The organism is Shewanella sp. cp20 (assembly GCF_000832025.1).
Taxonomy (GTDB): Bacteria; Pseudomonadota; Gammaproteobacteria; order Enterobacterales; family Shewanellaceae; genus Shewanella.
Window position 1 is genome coordinate 186,466 of record NZ_JPII01000049.1, and the last position, 16,287, is coordinate 202,752.

The 16,287-nt window shown below is 53.4% G+C and carries 12 protein-coding genes and 1 pseudogene; 5 read left to right on the forward strand and 8 right to left on the reverse strand.

From position 1 onward, the window contains the following. Window positions 1-8: 8 nt before the first annotated feature. The 3 genes from DB48_RS18030 (at window position 9) to DB48_RS18040 (ending at window position 5,079) form a co-directional block, all read left to right on the forward strand. Window positions 9-590 (forward strand): hypothetical protein, encoded by a 582-nt coding sequence (locus tag DB48_RS18030; protein ID WP_041511567.1) that lies wholly within the window; start codon window positions 9-11, stop codon window positions 588-590. A 75-nt stretch (window positions 591-665) separates the two neighbouring features. Continuing rightward, window positions 666-4,148 carry a transcription-repair coupling factor gene (gene mfd, locus DB48_RS18035; RefSeq protein ID WP_041511568.1) on the forward strand — a complete coding sequence of 1,161 codons (3,483 nt, stop codon included), beginning with the start codon at window positions 666-668 and terminating at the stop codon, window positions 4,146-4,148. After that, window positions 4,141-5,079: a peptidoglycan binding protein CsiV gene (locus tag DB48_RS18040; RefSeq protein ID WP_041511569.1), complete on the forward strand. Its 939-nt coding sequence runs from the start codon at window positions 4,141-4,143 to the stop codon at window positions 5,077-5,079. Before mfd ends, DB48_RS18040 begins: the two co-directional genes overlap by 8 nt. Before the next feature lie 157 nt (window positions 5,080-5,236). On the opposite strand, the gene DB48_RS18045 is transcribed toward DB48_RS18040, so the two are convergent. The 3 genes from DB48_RS18045 to nagZ all read right to left on the reverse strand — a co-directional run bounded on the left by DB48_RS18045 (window position 5,237) and on the right by nagZ (window position 7,706). Further along, the gene (locus DB48_RS18045) at window positions 5,237-5,506 is read right to left on the reverse strand and encodes an acylphosphatase (protein ID WP_011865427.1); all 270 of its coding nucleotides are present in this window, start codon (window positions 5,504-5,506) and stop codon (window positions 5,237-5,239) included. A 568-nt stretch (window positions 5,507-6,074) separates the two neighbouring features. Further along, window positions 6,075-6,617, reverse strand: coding sequence for an alpha/beta hydrolase YcfP (gene ycfP / locus DB48_RS18050; protein ID WP_041511570.1), 543 nt, complete (start codon window positions 6,615-6,617; stop codon window positions 6,075-6,077). Between the two features lie 75 nt (window positions 6,618-6,692). Then, window positions 6,693-7,706, reverse strand: a complete 1,014-nt coding sequence (gene nagZ / locus DB48_RS18055; protein WP_041511571.1) for a beta-N-acetylhexosaminidase — start codon at window positions 7,704-7,706, stop codon at window positions 6,693-6,695. A gap of 358 nt (window positions 7,707-8,064) precedes the next feature. Here nagZ and DB48_RS18060 point away from each other — a divergent pair, with 358 nt between their 5' ends. After that, entirely contained in the window at window positions 8,065-9,441 is a 1,377-nt protein-coding gene (locus DB48_RS18060; protein ID WP_041511572.1) for an L-serine ammonia-lyase, read from the forward strand. Between the two features lie 96 nt (window positions 9,442-9,537). Here DB48_RS18060 and cysB read toward each other — a convergent pair. Beyond that, window positions 9,538-10,511: pseudogene (gene cysB, locus DB48_RS18065) on the reverse strand (HTH-type transcriptional regulator CysB). 239 nt (window positions 10,512-10,750) lie between these two features. On the opposite strand from cysB, the gene DB48_RS18070 reads away from it, so the two are divergent. Continuing rightward, window positions 10,751-11,527 carry a hypothetical protein gene (locus tag DB48_RS18070; protein WP_041511573.1) on the forward strand — a complete coding sequence of 259 codons (777 nt, stop codon included), beginning with the start codon at window positions 10,751-10,753 and terminating at the stop codon, window positions 11,525-11,527. Window positions 11,528-11,605: 78 nt separating this feature from the next. Here the strand turns inward: DB48_RS18070 and pdxH are convergent, their stop codons facing one another. From pdxH to speA, 4 genes are all read right to left on the reverse strand, one after another. Beyond that, complete coding sequence (gene pdxH, locus DB48_RS18075) at window positions 11,606-12,262, reverse strand: pyridoxamine 5'-phosphate oxidase (protein WP_041511574.1); 657 nt, start codon at window positions 12,260-12,262, stop codon at window positions 11,606-11,608. Between the two features lie 27 nt (window positions 12,263-12,289). After that, window positions 12,290-13,213, reverse strand: a complete 924-nt coding sequence (gene speB / locus DB48_RS18080) for an agmatinase (protein ID WP_041511575.1) — start codon at window positions 13,211-13,213, stop codon at window positions 12,290-12,292. 27 nt (window positions 13,214-13,240) lie between these two features. Beyond that, entirely contained in the window at window positions 13,241-14,161 is a 921-nt protein-coding gene (locus DB48_RS18085; RefSeq protein WP_041511576.1) for a hypothetical protein, read from the reverse strand. A gap of 77 nt (window positions 14,162-14,238) precedes the next feature. Then, window positions 14,239-16,152 carry a biosynthetic arginine decarboxylase gene (gene speA / locus DB48_RS18090; protein WP_041511577.1) on the reverse strand — a complete coding sequence of 638 codons (1,914 nt, stop codon included), beginning with the start codon at window positions 16,150-16,152 and terminating at the stop codon, window positions 14,239-14,241. Between the last annotated feature and the right edge of the window lie 135 nt (window positions 16,153-16,287).

Here is a 16,287-nt window from a genome sequence, read left to right on the forward strand (position 1 = left end):
GCAATCCGTTGAACAGCCAATCAAACTCCTATTTTAGCGTCGCGCATGGGTTCGCCGCTTACCTATCGCCCTGGCCTAAGGAGCAGCCGCTGCCCAACGACTATGAGCTAAGAGCCATGCTGCCGCTCGGCATGCAACTCATCAGCCAAGTGAAGGCGATGGAAGCCGATTGTCTGCTGCAACTTCGAAACCTGGATGATGAGGCGCGCACCGTCGTCGACTACCTCAAGCTACAGTCGCGCAAAATCGATCTTGTGCTGCAGCATGTGCTGGAGCAACAGACCCACGAGGGTGAAAAGTGCAGTGGGCTGCACTTTGGCGGCAGCGGTATACATATCTTAAGCCCGACAAAGCTTGTGCCCGGCGAGGCCTATCGCATCACCCTGCATATCAGGGAGGCGCTTATCGCCATTCTCTGTATTGGTGAGTGTACCCGCTGCGAAGAGGAAGCATCTGAGGGCGGTTTCGATTGTGAGCTCAGCTTTATCGAAATTCTCGATGAGGACGTCGAGCAACTGGTGAAAGCTAGCCTAAATATTCAACAAAAACAATTACAACAACGTAAAAAGCAGCAACAAACCCCAAGGTAGTTTTCACTGGCACTGACGGGGCTAAGTCTCTACAATGACCGCATCATTGTCGATTGTTGGCCTTAGTCTGTTTTCATGAATGCTTTCTCCATCCTCACACCACCTAAAGTCAAAGGGGTCAAATCCCCGCAAACCCTGAGCCAATTAACGGGTGCCGCCCAGGCGATTAGCCTGGCTAAATTGTGCGAGCAGCACAGTGGCCTGACCTTAGTGGTGACGCCAGATACGCCCAGCGCGCTCAGGCTAGAGGCCGAGCTAGGCTACCTGTTAGCGCCACAAGACGTGCCTGTCATGCTCTTCCCCGACCGGGAGACCTTGCCCTATGACAGCTTCTCGCCTCACCAGGACTTGGTTTCCCAGAGGCTAGAGACTTTATCGCGGATCCCGAGTGCAGGCCATAGCCTGGTGATCGTGCCCATGAGCACCCTGATGGTGAAGTTGCCGCCACAGTCTTTCTTAACCGGCAATGTTCTGCTTCTCAGCAAGGGCGACAACTATCCATTAGAGGCGGTGCGCAGCCAGTTGGTCAACACCGGCTATCATCATGTGGAACAGGTTTACGAGCATGGCGAGTTTGCCGTGCGCGGCTCTATCATAGATCTCTTTCCCATGGGGGCTCAGAGTCCATACCGCATAGAACTGTTCGATGATGAGGTCGAATCCATCCGCGAATTTGACCCTGAGACTCAGCGCTCCAGCGGCGAGATCCAATCGATTCGCCTGTTACCGGCCAAAGAATTTCCCACCCATGACGCCGCCATCGAGGGTTTTAGGCAGCGCTACCGCCGCCAATTCGAGGTTGTGGTCAAGGAGCCCGAGTCCATCTATCAGATGGTGAGCCGCAAGGTGATGCCCGCCGGGATCGAGAGCTACCTGCCGCTGTTCTTCGATGAGACGGCCAGCCTGTTCGACTATCTACCGGGTGAGTGTCAACTGGTACAGGTAGGCGATCTTGAGGGCGCGGCCAGGCACCACCTGCAGGAGATCCACCAGCGTTATGATAATCGCCGGGTCGATCCCCTCAGGCCACTGCTGCCGCCAAAAGACCTCTACCTGCTGACCGAGCAAGTCTTCGAAGCCTTTAAGCAGATGACACGCTTCCTAGTCAAGGGCAATGAGGCTACGGGCACCAGCATCGCCGCACAGGTCGAGCCATTACCTGACATCACCGCCAACCACAAGCTAAAGCAACCGCTCATTAGCCTTAAAGCATTTGCCGATGGCGGCATGCCAATCCTGTTCTGCGTCGAATCAGAGGGCCGGCGCGAGGCGCTGCTAGAACTGCTGGCCAAGATAGAGATAAAACCAGCACTGGTGGACCATCTGGACAGCTTCAGCCAAAAGCCTCAACCCTTTGGCTTGATTGTCGCGCCGCTGGCTCAGGGCGCCATCTATCACCCTAAGAAGGGTCCAAGCTGGGCCCTGGTGTGTGAAACCGAGCTGTTTGGTCAGCGCATCGCCCAGCAACGCAGGCGCGATAAACAGCGTCAGGTCAGCCAGGATGCCCTGATTAAAGATCTGGCGGAACTCAAGGTTGGCCAGCCCATAGTCCATCTTGATCACGGCGTCGCCCTCTACCAGGGTCTGGAGACCCTAGACACCGGCGGCCTGGTGGCGGAGTATCTCAAACTGGAATACGCCGGCGGCGACAAGCTCTATGTGCCTGTCGCCTCCCTCAACCTCATCAGCCAATACAGCGTCGGCGCCGATGATTCGCCACAGCTCAATAAGCTGGGCAACGAGAATTGGACCAAGGCCAAGCGTAAGGCCATTGAGAAGATCCGCGATGTGGCCGCCGAGCTGTTAGACGTTTACGCCCGCCGTCAGGCTCGTCCCGGTGAGGCCTGCAAGCTTGATAGAGAAGAGTACGCCCAGTTTGCCGGCAGCTTCCCCTTCGAAGAAACCGTAGATCAGGAAACCGCCATCGATGCCGTGCTCACCGACATGTGCAGCCCCATCTCGATGGACAGACTAGTGTGTGGCGATGTGGGCTTTGGTAAGACCGAGGTGGCCATGCGCGCCGCCTTCGTGGCGGTCAACGACGGCAAACAGGTGGCCATTTTGGTACCCACCACCCTGCTGGCCCAGCAGCACTATGAAAACTTCAAAGACAGATTTGCCGACTGGCCAATCAAGATAGAGGTGATGTCTCGCTTTAAGACCGCCAAGGAACAACAGGCGGTCCTCAAGCAGCTGGAACTCGGCCAGGTGGATATCGTCATAGGTACCCACAAGCTGCTCCAGTCCGAGGCTAAATTTGAAAACCTCGGCCTGCTCATTATCGACGAGGAACACAGGTTCGGCGTGCGTCAGAAGGAGAAGATCAAGGCGCTGCGTGCCAATATCGACATCCTCACCCTGACGGCGACCCCGATTCCACGTACCCTCAACATGGCGATGTCCGGCATGCGGGATCTCTCCATCATCGCCACACCGCCGGCCAAGCGCCTGGCGGTGAAGACCTTTGTACGTGAATATGACGATGCCACGGTACGCGAGGCGCTGCTGCGTGAGATCTTAAGGGGCGGCCAGGTCTATTTTCTGCACAACAGCGTCGAAACCATAGAGAAGCGCGCCCGTGAAATCGAGGCGCTGCTGCCCGAGGCGAGAGTTGTCACTGCCCATGGCCAGATGCGCGAGCGCGAGCTGGAAAAGGTGATGTCGGACTTCTATCACCAGAAATACAATGTGTTGGTGTGTACCACCATCATAGAGACCGGCATCGACGTACCGAGTGCCAACACCATCATCATAGAGCGGGCAGATAACTTCGGCCTGGCGCAGCTACATCAGCTGAGGGGCCGAGTAGGACGCTCCCATCACCAGGCCTATGCCTACTTGATGACGCCCCATCCTAAGCGCATGACCAAGGATGCCGTTAAACGTCTGGAGGCTATCGGCGTACTGGAAGATCTCGGCGCAGGCTTCATGCTGGCGACCCAAGATCTTGAGATCCGCGGCGCCGGGGAACTCTTAGGTGATGAACAGAGCGGCCACATCTCCAAGATAGGATTTACCCTCTACATGGAGATGCTCGAAGATGCGGTGAAATCCCTCAAGGAGGGCAAGGAGCCGTCACTTGATCAGATGCTCAGAGGACAGTGCGAGATTGACCTGCGCATCCCTGCCCTGCTGCCAGAAGACTATGTGGGCGACGTCAACATCCGCCTGTCACTCTATAAGCGCATCGCCAACTGCGCCACGGCGCAGGCGCTGGACGAATTAAAGGTCGAGCTTATCGACCGCTTCGGCCTCTTGCCACAGGCAACCAAGAACCTGATGGAAGTCTCCCTGTTCAAACACCAGGCCACGGCACTCGGCATCGCCAAGATAGAGATGCATGCCAAGGGCGGCAGCCTGGAATTTAATAACGATCACTGTGTCGATCCTGGCTTTATCATAGGGCTATTACAGAGTCAGCCACAAAATTATCGTATGGACGGCCCAAGTAAGTTAAAATTCTTGATGCCAACAGAGACAGACAAGGATAGGTTAGCCCTGTTATCCCTGATCATCTCTCAACTCATGCAAAATCGCCTTGGAGAACCCCGTGCTTAAAAAGAGTCTTTTATTGGTGACCACCCTCGCCTCACTATCCGGCGCCGCTTGGGCAGATAATGAGCGCTGGTTTGAGGTGGAAGTTTACCTGTTTGAGCGTCAGGGAAGTCAATTAGAAGAAACCTTGGCAAGCCCAGGCAATCGCCACACGCGTCAACCGATAGACATGATCTCGCCGCTATTTGCCACAGATATTACCGGCGCCAGCCTTGGCCTTGAGGGCTGCAACGCCCAGCAGTGGCTGGAAACGCCCGAGGAATGCGACAAGCAGCTTCAACAGGCACAGGTGACTCACCCAAGCCAGATCCCGGCAACCATAGGCGCGCCGACGCCGCAATACGCCCCCCTGGGCGCGGGAACAGTCTTATTGGCCGACTCTCAGTCGCAGTTTGGTGCGATGATCGACACCTTAAAGCGCGAGGCAGGACACAAGAGTCTGCTACACATGACCTGGCAACAGTCTATGCTACCTCGTCATCAGGCCAAGCCTGTGCGCCTCTATGGCGGCGAAGATTATTCAGACCGCTTCAATGAGGATGGCTACGCGGTGAATGCTGCGCCCCAGCTTGATAACAGCGACATTCCCCAGTTTAATTTCGATTTGAATTTCGAGGAAAAGCAGGCGGAGCCTATCTGGGCACTCGATGGCACGCTCAACATCTACCTGAATCACTACCTCTATGTGGAAACGGCGTTAACCCTGCATAGAGCAGGCAGTAAAATACAGCCTCAACCTGAGGATGAAACCCTTGTGAGCCAGATACCTTATCTGCACAACATCTATATGACGCAGAATAAGCGAGTGAAGAGCGATGAAATCCATTATTTCGATCACCCTAACATGGGCATGATTTTACAGATCAGAAAGATGGAACAGCCAGGTGAGCGTCCCACAGAAGTGAGCCAACCGAGCGTCATTCCGCAAAACTAGCTTAATAGCCCAGAAGCGAACAGATATAAGCTAATAGTAGAAACTAACTTTTTAGAGAAGAGGTAGAGCGAAAGAAGTAGCTCTCATCTACCCCATCCTCTACCTAGGTCTATTAGTCACCGAGTGGGCAAGACGACAAGCGCAGCGGCGACTCACCTCAATAGACAGAAAAATCGAGGTAGATCTCATCTGCCTCGTCTTCCTCCACCAGCACATTGTCCACCACAGACTGGGGGGATCCCTGCTCACTCCAGGCGATAAAACGATCGACAGCTAAGCCGCCTCCCTGCAATAAAATCAGTACCCTGCCATCTTCCAGGTTTTTGGCATATCCCGTCAGCCCCAATTCATTGGCCTTCAGCTGACTGTATCGCCTGAAACATACGCCCTGAACCTTTCCCGATATTGTCAATAATACCCGCTTCATCTGCGCCTCGTTCTTCTTATCGATCTAACCCTTTGAAGATAACCTAAACTTGGTGGATGGGCAAAAAATAGACAAAAAAAACAGCTAACTAATAAAGTGGTTAGCTGCATCGGGCGACATACGCAAACTGGGAAAAGGTCGTTAAGACCATCATGTAGCAATATGTATCACTTTGTATCATAAAATGGATAAGCTATGCTAGATTTGAATAACAAAATTTGTTGACCACTTACGCTCAGCAATGGGTTAAATTCAGGATATTCAACCATTTTTCATCATTTAATCGCCATAAGCCCCTGAAAAATGGTTGTCTCTGTGACTCGAAAAATACCGGTATTTTCCCTCTTATACCGACAAGGCTTAGGGAAGGCGACTTAACCCAAAGCCACTCGCTCAAAGCTCACTTGCCCAAATAAGCTGATTCAGCCGATTCAGCCGATTCAGCCGATTCAGCCAGCATCAACAGATAACCGGCTTGACGCCTAATCACTCCGCCTGCCTCTGAGTTGTCAGTAAGGTTCGCCCATAAAAAAAGGAGCCTGCAGGCTCCTTTTTGGATTAAACATTGTTACTGCCGCTCTTTAAAGGCCTTTATCTCGCCAAGGTGCGCCGCCAGCGATGGAAACTTGTGACGCTGCTCCTCATCCCAAACGATGGGATAGAAAGGCGCTAAGGTACTGGCCACCGTTTGGTTATCATGCACCTCATCCTGGCGGGACAAGATACACATACCACGGCCCTTATGTTTCTCCCTAAACTGACTGACGCACTTGTTGGCGATATCGGCATACTCCTCGGGCCTGTCTATCTTGCCAAGCATATTGTCTTCCGGATGCAGGTTGGGATTGATCATCACAGTTTTAAGCCCATTGAGAAAACCGATGCGCTCGGCCCAATAGCCACCGAGACCGACGCCTATCGCCAGGGGCGCGGGATCATCACTCTGGTTCAGCTGACGACTCACCTCGTTCAATAGATACTGCATATCATATTTGGGGTGGAGCGTGCTGTAGCTCACCAGACGCACGTCAGGATCGACAAACTGCAGCTGGCGCATTTTTTCATGATTACCCGGACTGGTGGCGTCAAAACCGTGGAAATAGAGGATCATCCTGTTACCTGCTAACTGTAAGTGAATATTAACTTTAGCTAACTCATCATTGCCTGTTGTTGCGCTATATCAAATTTAGCCCATACAGATCTGCTCTGCTATGCTTCTTGCCGCCAAATAACGAGATTCATCCTCTAGCGCCTTGGCGACCTGAGGCCTGTTAGCCAGTAGTTTGCGCGCCGGCACCTGTGGGCCCTGCTCAGGCCACTCGAACGAGGTTAATAGTTCGCTGACTCCCTGGCTGTCGTTACATAGCAATATCATGTCACAACCAGCCTCTATGGCCGCCTTTGCCCGCTCGGGATAGCCGCCCACCACGCCAGCGCCCTTCATGCCAAGGTCGTCTGAGAAGATCACCCCATCGAATTTCAACTCTTCGCGCAGCACCTGCTTGAGCCAATAGGATGAGAAGCCCGCCGGATTAGCATCCACCTTAGGGTAGATCACGTGAGCCGGCATCACCCCCTGCAGTCGCTTAGCCCCCATGAGATGTTGAAACGGCACCATATCCAGGGCGCGGATCTCGGCTTCGCTGCGCTCATCGACCGGCTTGGCGATGTGGGAATCTGCCGCCACGCTGCCATGGCCGGGGAAGTGTTTGCCCACCGCCGCCATCCCGGCGTCCTGCATCCCTTGAATGAAGGCGTCGGCCAAGGCGATCACCTCATCAGGCTTATCGCTAAAGGCCCGGGTGCCAATCACCTGACTGATGCCGTTCAGATCCAGCACAGGCGCAAAACTTAAATCGATATCACAACTCAGTAGCTCGATGGCCATGAGGAAGCCAAGCTCGGTCGCCCACTGCTTGGCCAATGGAAGATCTTGCTTAGCCGCCGGCAATATGTCGCCCATCGCGGGGATCTTACTAAAACCGTCGATAAATCTTTGTACCCGGCCTCCCTCATGGTCTACTGCGATAAGCAGTTCGGGTCTTAGGGCACGCACTGAGGCCACCAAGGCGCAGAGCTGGTCGCGATCTTGGTAGTTGCGGGAAAACAATATCAGCCCACCGACCATGGGATGCATCAACTGCGCTTGCTCCTGCGCATTCATCTCGGTGGATAACAAATCCATCATTAAATAACTCACAACTCCCCCTAGAAAAACTGTTAAATCAGTTTAATTGACGCTAACGCTAAACAAACACTCGGAAAGGCAAAGTCACCTAAGTTTTTGTATACAATTGATAAAACCACAAATCATCGAGCAGCTTTCCTCAAGTCTCCGCGGTTAGCAATAGTATGCCTAATGCGAAACTTTTTCTTGAAAAAAACTAATGCGAAAGCTGCGACTAAAGTATGGGATACTTAATAATTGACGATCTTAATGTGCTCGCAAGATTAGCACAACGGGGCCACATTAACGCCCCCTCAGGCATGAATAAATAAATTGGCCTAAAATCACTGAGATTGCATAACGAAAATAATGATTACAACAGGGTTTTATAATGATTAGCGTTTTTGACATGTTTAAAATTGGTATCGGGCCCTCAAGCTCCCATACCGTTGGCCCGATGAAAGCGGGTAATGTCTTCATTCAAGATTTAGAAAAACATGGTCATCTAGCAGACACAGATGAGCTGAGATCAGAGCTGTTTGGCTCACTCGGCCAAACCGGTAAGGGCCACGGCACAGGCAAGGCGGTGATCTTAGGCCTGATGGGCGAAGCCCCTGAAACCGTGGATACCGACAAAATCGACGCCACCCTGGCGCAGGTACACGACACACAAACCTTAACCATGCCCAACAACAAGGTGGTGCGCTTCAGCCGTGAAGATGGCATCACCTACCACAGACGCAAGAGTCTGCCGGCCCACGCCAACGCCATGACCCTTTACGCCTATGCCAAGGGAAACTGCATCTACCAGCGCACCTACTACTCAGTTGGTGGTGGCTTCATCTTAGATGAGGATGAGATCCAGGCTCAGGACGCCTCGCCAGCCTCTCCTATCGAAGCGGCGCCCTATGACTTTAACAGCGCGGCCGAGCTGCTGGACATGTGCGTCGAGAACGGCCTGAGCATCTCTGCGCTGATGATGGAGAACGAGCTGTCTATCGCCAGCGAGAAGGACATCAAGGAGCGCCTGTGGACCATCTGGCAGACCATGAAGACCTGTGTCGAGCGAGGCTATCAGAAGGAGGGCATACTCCCTGGCGGCCTGAAACTCAGACGCCGGGCACCGGCCCTGTATCGACGCCTTAAGGCCGAGAGCAAGACAGTGGTTGATCCGCTGACCGCCATGGATTGGGTCGATCTGTTTGCCCTGGCGGTTAACGAACAAAACGCCGCCGGCGATCGCGTGGTGACGGCACCGACCAACGGCGCCGCGGGCATCATTCCGGCCGTGCTCTGCTATTACGATACCTTCGTTCAAGAGGTGGATCTGGATATCTGTTGCCAATACCTGCTGACCGCAGCCGCCATTGGCATCCTCTATAAGAAGAACGCCTCCATCTCGGGTGCCGAAGTGGGTTGCCAGGGCGAAGTGGGCGTGGCTTGCTCCATGGCCGCCGCCGCACTCACTGAGATCATGGGTGGGACGGTAGAACATGTGGAAAACGCCGCCGAGATCGGCATGGAGCACAACCTGGGCCTCACCTGCGACCCTGTTGGCGGCCTGGTACAGGTGCCTTGCATCGAGCGTAATGCCATGGGCGCGGTAAAGGCAATCAACGCCTCACGCCTGGCGATGCGCGGAGACGGCAACCACAAGGTCTCCCTGGATAAGGTGATCAAGACCATGATGGATACCGGCAAAGATATGCGCAGCAAGTACAAGGAAACCGCTAAGGGCGGCCTGGCCGTTAACATCGTCGAATGTTAATCGGCAAGGTATGAAGCATAAAAAAACTCGCCCTATGGCGAGTTTTTTTATGCCTAAATCGGCTTGATTGAAAAGCCACGCTAGCACGCTGAGGCGTTAACGGATCGGCAGCTCCACATCCGCAAACAGATTCTCGATAAGCTGAGGGTCTCTTAACGCCACCGCCTTCTCCACAATATCCTTGGTCAGATGCGGCGCGAAATGCTCGATAAACTCATACATATAATTACGCAGGAAGTTACCCTTTCTAAAGCCAATCTTAGTGGTGCTGTGGGCAAACAGATGGCTGGCATCTATGGCCACCAGATCTTTGTCTATCACAGGATCGATCGCCATAGAGGCGATCACCCCAACCCCTAAGCCCAACCTGACATAGGTCTTGAGCACATCGGCACTGGTGGCAGTAAACACCACCCTAGGGTCGATACCGGCGCGGTTGAAGGCCTTCTCGATTTCTGATTCTCTATCGAAGCCAAACACATAGGTGACTAGCGGGAAGCGGCCCAAGTCTTCGATGCTGATCTGAGTGCGTGAGGCCAGAGGATGATCTTTGGTCACCACTATAGAGCGATTCCAGTGGTAACATGGCAACATGATGAGATCCGTATACAGATGCATCCCTTCTGTTGCGATGGCAAAGTCAGCATCCCCCGCGCCGCCAGCTCGCTTATCTGCGAAGGCGTCCCCTGATGCATATGCAGGTTCACCTTGGGATAGCGGTCGATAAAGGCGCGGATGATCCCCGGCAAGGCATATCGCGCCTGAGTATCCGTGGTGGCTATGTTAAGCTCACCCTGATCCGGCTTGGTATATTCTTCGGCAACCTTCTTGATGCTCTCCACCTTGCCCAGTATGTCGTTGGCAATATTAATCACCTGCTGACCGGCCGGTGTCACATGGGTTAGATGCTTACCGCTACGGCCAAAGATCTGGATGCCCAGCTCATCTTCGAGCATTCGCACCTGTTTACTGATCCCAGGCTGTGAGGTGTAAAGGTTCTCAGCGGTCGCCGACACATTAAGGTTGTGATTCACCACTTCGGCAATGTATCTGAGTTGTTGCAGCTTCATCGTCTTTCCTTTGCAAAGGTCGGTCTCTTAGTGAGCGCCACGGCCTGAAATCGGTACCCTAATCATAAGAGTTACTATAAGAATTAGTTATAGTACAGGCGAAAAATTAAATCAAAGGGGAATATAGCATAGAGGTGAGATGAATCACACGACATAACGATAAAGCTAGTCTAAGATAACTATGCTAGCGTGTTGATTTATAGTAGCATTAATGGAATTGCATAAAAATTGGTAGATCTATGATTTTTACTTTGGTTCTGATCCTCATCGGTGCATTGTTGCTATTGGTTATTGGCATCAATGTCATCCAACAACAAAAAGAACGTGCCGAGGCCGAGCGAAGAACAGAATTAGCCAGACAAAGAGCCATCATCGATGAAACCGAAAACGTGCTTTCATGCACAGGAATGTTTCCCTGCTCTACCAATCTGGTGCTCATCCTCTATAAGCGAGTACAAGATGCCTTAAGCCAGTCTGTCACCTTAGGCGGCCCTCAGGCGGCCGACTACCAGCGTCGCCTCACCGATCTTACTGGCCAGATAGAGAACCTGCACAATGCCCAGAAACAGACCCCAGCCATAGAGAGCTTTCGCCTGCCGGACACAGACAAACAGATCCTGGATCTGGTTAAGGTGTTAAAGAAACTCAAGGCCATCTTGCGCGCCGAACACAACAAGGGCAAGGTCGACCCTAACGTCTTCGCCCAGGAAGAGGCTCGTGTAGACAGCCTGCAGCTGAGGATCAATGTTGACTCTATGCTGTCACGCGCCCGCACTGCCTGCTTCATGAAGCAATATGGTTCCTCCAAGCAGATGGTGACCAAGGCATTGGCGACTCTGCACACCATTAAGGCGCTGACGCCAAACGATCCTTTTATCACCAAGAAGGTGGATGAAGCCAAGTTGCTCCTCGATGAGATCATGGGAGCGCAGAAGATGGCCCAGCCCAATGCCCCACAGCAGAAGAGCGAAGAAGACGATATCGATGTGCTGTTCCAGCCGAAGAAGAAATGGTAACCACAGGCATCACTTAAAACAAAAAACCACCGCAAGCGGTGGTTTTTTGTTATTGAAGCATCTCTTTAACGGAAACACTTAAGGCGCCAGACGGTCGATATTCCAGCCACTATCCAGGCGGCTAGCATCATGACGCGTATAGAGGAAGCGATCATGCAGTCGGTATTCGCCGCCCTGCCAAAACTCTATGCTGCTGGGCCGCACACGATACCCCCCCCAGAACTTAGGCAGTGGCACCTCACCCTGGCTGAACTTGGCCTTCATCTCGGCAAACTTGCTCTCAAGCGCCTGGCGCGCAGAGATCTTACTGGATTGCTTGGACACCCAGGCTGCGATCTGACTCTCCTTGGGACGCGTAACGAAGTACTTAAGCACCTCGGTGGTGGAGAGCTGCTCCGCCACGCCCGTTACCGCCACCTGACGCTCTAGGGCATGCCAAGGAAACAGCAGGCTCACCTTGTTGTTTTGCGCTATCTGCTCCGCCTTGCGACTGGCCAGGTTAGTGAAAAACACAAAGCCATCGTCATCGAAGCGTTTTAGCAGCACGATGCGCTGGAACGGCTGACCTTCGGCATCGACGGTCGCCACCGACATCGCGGTGGGATCCGGCAGGATCTCCGCATCTCGGATCTGCTCAATCCACTTCTCAAACAACACCATGGGATTGTCGGGCAGCTCCTCTCGGTGCAGCCCGCCCAGGGTGTATTCTCGTCTAATATCACTTAAGTTCGACATCTGCTTCCTTACCCTGTCCCGTTTGGTTTACTTCTTATGGGCACAAGCCCAAACGTGTAGCATCTCCAGGCCTAACGTCGCGCCGGCCAATGCGGTGATCTCGGCGCTGTCATAGGCTGGCGCCACCTCTACCACATCCATGCCCACCACGTTCATGCCGCGCAGACCGCGAATGATCTTCATCGCCTTGTCGCTGGTGAGGCCACCACATACAGGCGTGCCCGTACCCGGCGCGAAGGCTGGATCCAGACAGTCGATGTCGAAGGTGACGTACAAAGGCATGTCGCCGACACGATCTTTGATCTGGGCGACAATCTCATCGGCGCTTAGCTCGTTGGCCGCGGAGGCGTCGATCACCTTAAACAGGTGGCTTGGCTTATCATACTCGGTACGGATCCCCACCTGCACAGAATGAGAGGCATCGATGATCCCTTCATTTGGCGCGTGGAAGAACATGGTGCCATGGTCGTACTTACTACCCTGGCTATAGGTGTCTGTGTGGGCATCGAAATGCAGCAGCGCCATCTTGCCATGCTTCTTGTAGTGGGCACGTAGTAGCGGCAGGGTCACAAAGTGATCACCGCCGAAGCTGAGTAGCGCCTTACCAGAGTCGAGAATGGCCGTCGCAAAGTCTTCGACACGCTGAGTAAAATCGGCAGCATCACCACAATCGAATACCAGATCCCCCGCATCGACCATTTTAAGGTGATCGGACAACTTAAAATCCCAAGGCCAACGGCACTCTTCCCAGGCCAGGTTTACCGAGGCCTGACGTATGGCGCCAGGGCCCATACGACCACCGGATCGGCCCGTAGTCGCCATATCAAACGGCAAGCCCAGTACCACTACATCGGCATCGCTCTCGAGCGGTTTAAAGTCTAGTGGCTGTCTTAAATAACCAAATGCATTTGAGTAAAGCGAGTAATCAGGCTTATCTGCAATAGTGGTCATATATGCTCCAAATCATAGAAGTAAAGATCACAACGTAACGGGCAACAACTGCTCACAATCACGCTGTTTATAGTGTTTTATATATAAGCCTTGGCCATCTGCCAAGGCAAGTTCGCCGCGAGCCTGCAGGCTATACTGCTCGGGGCCATATCCTGGCTCCTCGGCCTCAAATCCTGCAATGTCCCAGCTGAGCGGATTCAAGCATTTGAGTAACTCAGCTACTATACCGTCAAGACCGGCGCCGAGCGACAAATTCGTTTCAAGACTCACATAGGAGCTCGTCTCTTGGGGGGTAATGTGCAGGGTGAAATAGTCCTCACCGCGCAGGGCATTGAGCGAATAGCCAAGGGGCGAAAACAGGTGCGCATCTAATTCAAACCCAGACAAGAGCCGGGATAAATTCAGTCTGCTGGCGATCGCTTGAGTCGATTGCTTATCGCTCAGCAGAAAATCGGCCACATCGCCGCGAATATGGTACATCTGCACCACTTGCGCAGGTTTGAGCCGCGCAATTTTTCCCGAAAAGAAGAGTTGATGATAATGACCATCCAAATGGCCGATACGATAGGCATTGCCGCTTAGCATGTCACTCAGCCTAGCGATATCTTCCTCGAAGCGACTGCTCTGCAAGGCGGGTAAGATCTCGCTCTTACGCTGGTAACTCAGGCTGGCAAGTTGCTTGCCACCTAATGAATCGACCAGAAACAGTACCGTCTCGATAAGCCGGGTGTTGCCACAGGTGATGAGCACCAGGCTATCGTGCCAGACGAACAGGCTGGACTCACTCAGCAGGTATGCGTCGCATTGCTCACTGCTTAGCTTAGAGAGGATCTCTGTATCACTCTTTAAAAGGGCGCGGCGCCAATAGGCATCGCCCAAGGCCCTGAGCGACGGACAACCCGGCGCCAGCGTCAGCGATAAGCGCTTCTCCGCCCCTTCAAAATACATCTACCCGCTCCTCTTCGTCTTAAAAGATCCCGGCATAAACTAGGCGAGATCCCAGGCGAAACAGGCTAGCCTGCCAATCAGGAAAAATCTTCCAGATAGGTGTAGCCCTTCAGTCCAATCTGCAGCTCTTCAAGAATGTTGGCCCGCTCATCTTCCTGAATGTGCAGGTTCACCAACTCCTCATAGGTACGCATGAAAGAGACGGCGTCCAGGTTAACGTAGCGCAGCACGTCGGCAACCGTATCACCGGCCAGTACCGACTCGATATTCACCAGGCCATCATCGTCTAACCTGACCACGGCCGAGTTAGTGTCGCCGAACAGGTTGTGCATATCCCCAAGGATCTCCTGGTAGGCACCCACCAGGAAGAAACCGATAAGGTATGGGCTCTCTGCGCTCCAGGCCGGAACCGGCAGCGTGGTTTCGATACCCTGACCATCGACGTACTGGTCCACAGTACCGTCTGAGTCACAGGTGATGTCCAGCATCACGGCGCGGCGCTCGGGCGCCTTATCCAGACCGCTTAGTGGCATCACAGGGAACACCTGATCGATACCCCAGGCATCGGGCAGCGACTGGAACAGTGAGAAGTTCACGAAGAACTTGTCCGCCAGCTTCTCGTTGAGCTCATCGATCACCGGACGGTGGAAACGGTACTTGCCGCTCATCACGCCCTTAAGCTCGTAACAGACGCGCAGGTTCATCTGCTCCGCCCAGGCCCTGTCGGACAGGCTCATCTGTCCTAGCGCAAACAGTGAGTGCACCTCGGCCAGATCGCTCTGTACGTCATGGTAGATCTCGATCAGGGCGCGTTGATCGGCGCGGCCACTCACCTCCCCCCATGAATCCCACATGTTCTTCAGTTGCTGCGGCGCCTCTTCATCCGGCGCCTGCAGCTCTTCAGGCTTATAGGCCTCGGTGCCAATCACATCGGTGATCAACACGGCGTGGTGCGCCGTGAGATAGCGACCAGACTCAGAGATAAGACGCGGCATAGGCTGATCGTACTCGCGGCACATATCGTTCAGCACGCTGACGATGTTATTGGCGTATTCGGTCAGGCCATAGTTCATCGAGTTGCTGCTCTGGCTACGGGTACCGTCATAGTCCACCGCCAAGCCGCCGCCCACGTCGAAGCACTTAACGTTAGCGCCCATCTTCTGCAGTTCACAGTAGAAACGTCCCGCCTCACTCACACCGCTACGGATATCGCGAATGTTGGCGATTTGCGAGCCCAGGTGGAAGTGCAGCAGCTGCAGGCTGTCGAGCATGTCCTGCGCTTTGAGCGAGTCGATAACGTTCAGCACCTGAGCCGCAGACAGACCAAATTTAGACTTTTCGCCGCCGCTGGCTTGCCACTTGCCCTTGCCCTGGAAGGCCAGACGCACACGCAGACCAAGACGCGGAGTCACGCCCAGCTTCTTGGCTTCTTCGAGGACGACCTTTAGCTCTGAGAGCTTCTCCAGCACGATATAGACCTGATGACCCAGCTTTTCGCCGATCAACGCCAGGCGAATATATTCCACATCTTTGTAGCCGTTACAGATGATCACCGAGCTGGCCTTCTGCGCCATGGCGAGTACCGCCATCAGCTCAGGCTTACTGCCGGCCTCAAGACCCAACTGTGGCACCTCTTTAGACACCTGACTCGCCAGGATCTCTTCGACCACAGTTTGCTGTTGGTTCACCTTGATGGGATAGACAAGCAGATAATCTGACTGATAGTCATAACGGGTGATCGCCTGATTGAAGGCGTTACACAGGCTATTGACTCTGTGATGCAGAATCTGCGGGAAGCGCACCAATACAGGCAAGGCCACGCCGGATTTCACCATATCCTTAGCGAGTTCATTTAACCCTATAGTGTGCTCAGGATGATTAGGATCCGGGGACACCGTCACCTCACCGGCCTCGCTTATGCCGTAGAGCCCAGAGCTCCAGTAATTAACGTTATAACCAACATAAGCATCTTTAATAGACCAATTACTCATATTCTCTCAACCTGTCTATTTACATTCATATTCGGCAGCTGCTTTGTCTGCCAACACATTAATGTTACTTACTATCGCACCTATCAGGTAAATAAGCCGCAACATCAACACCGTTTTTGGGTGTCAGATATCGAA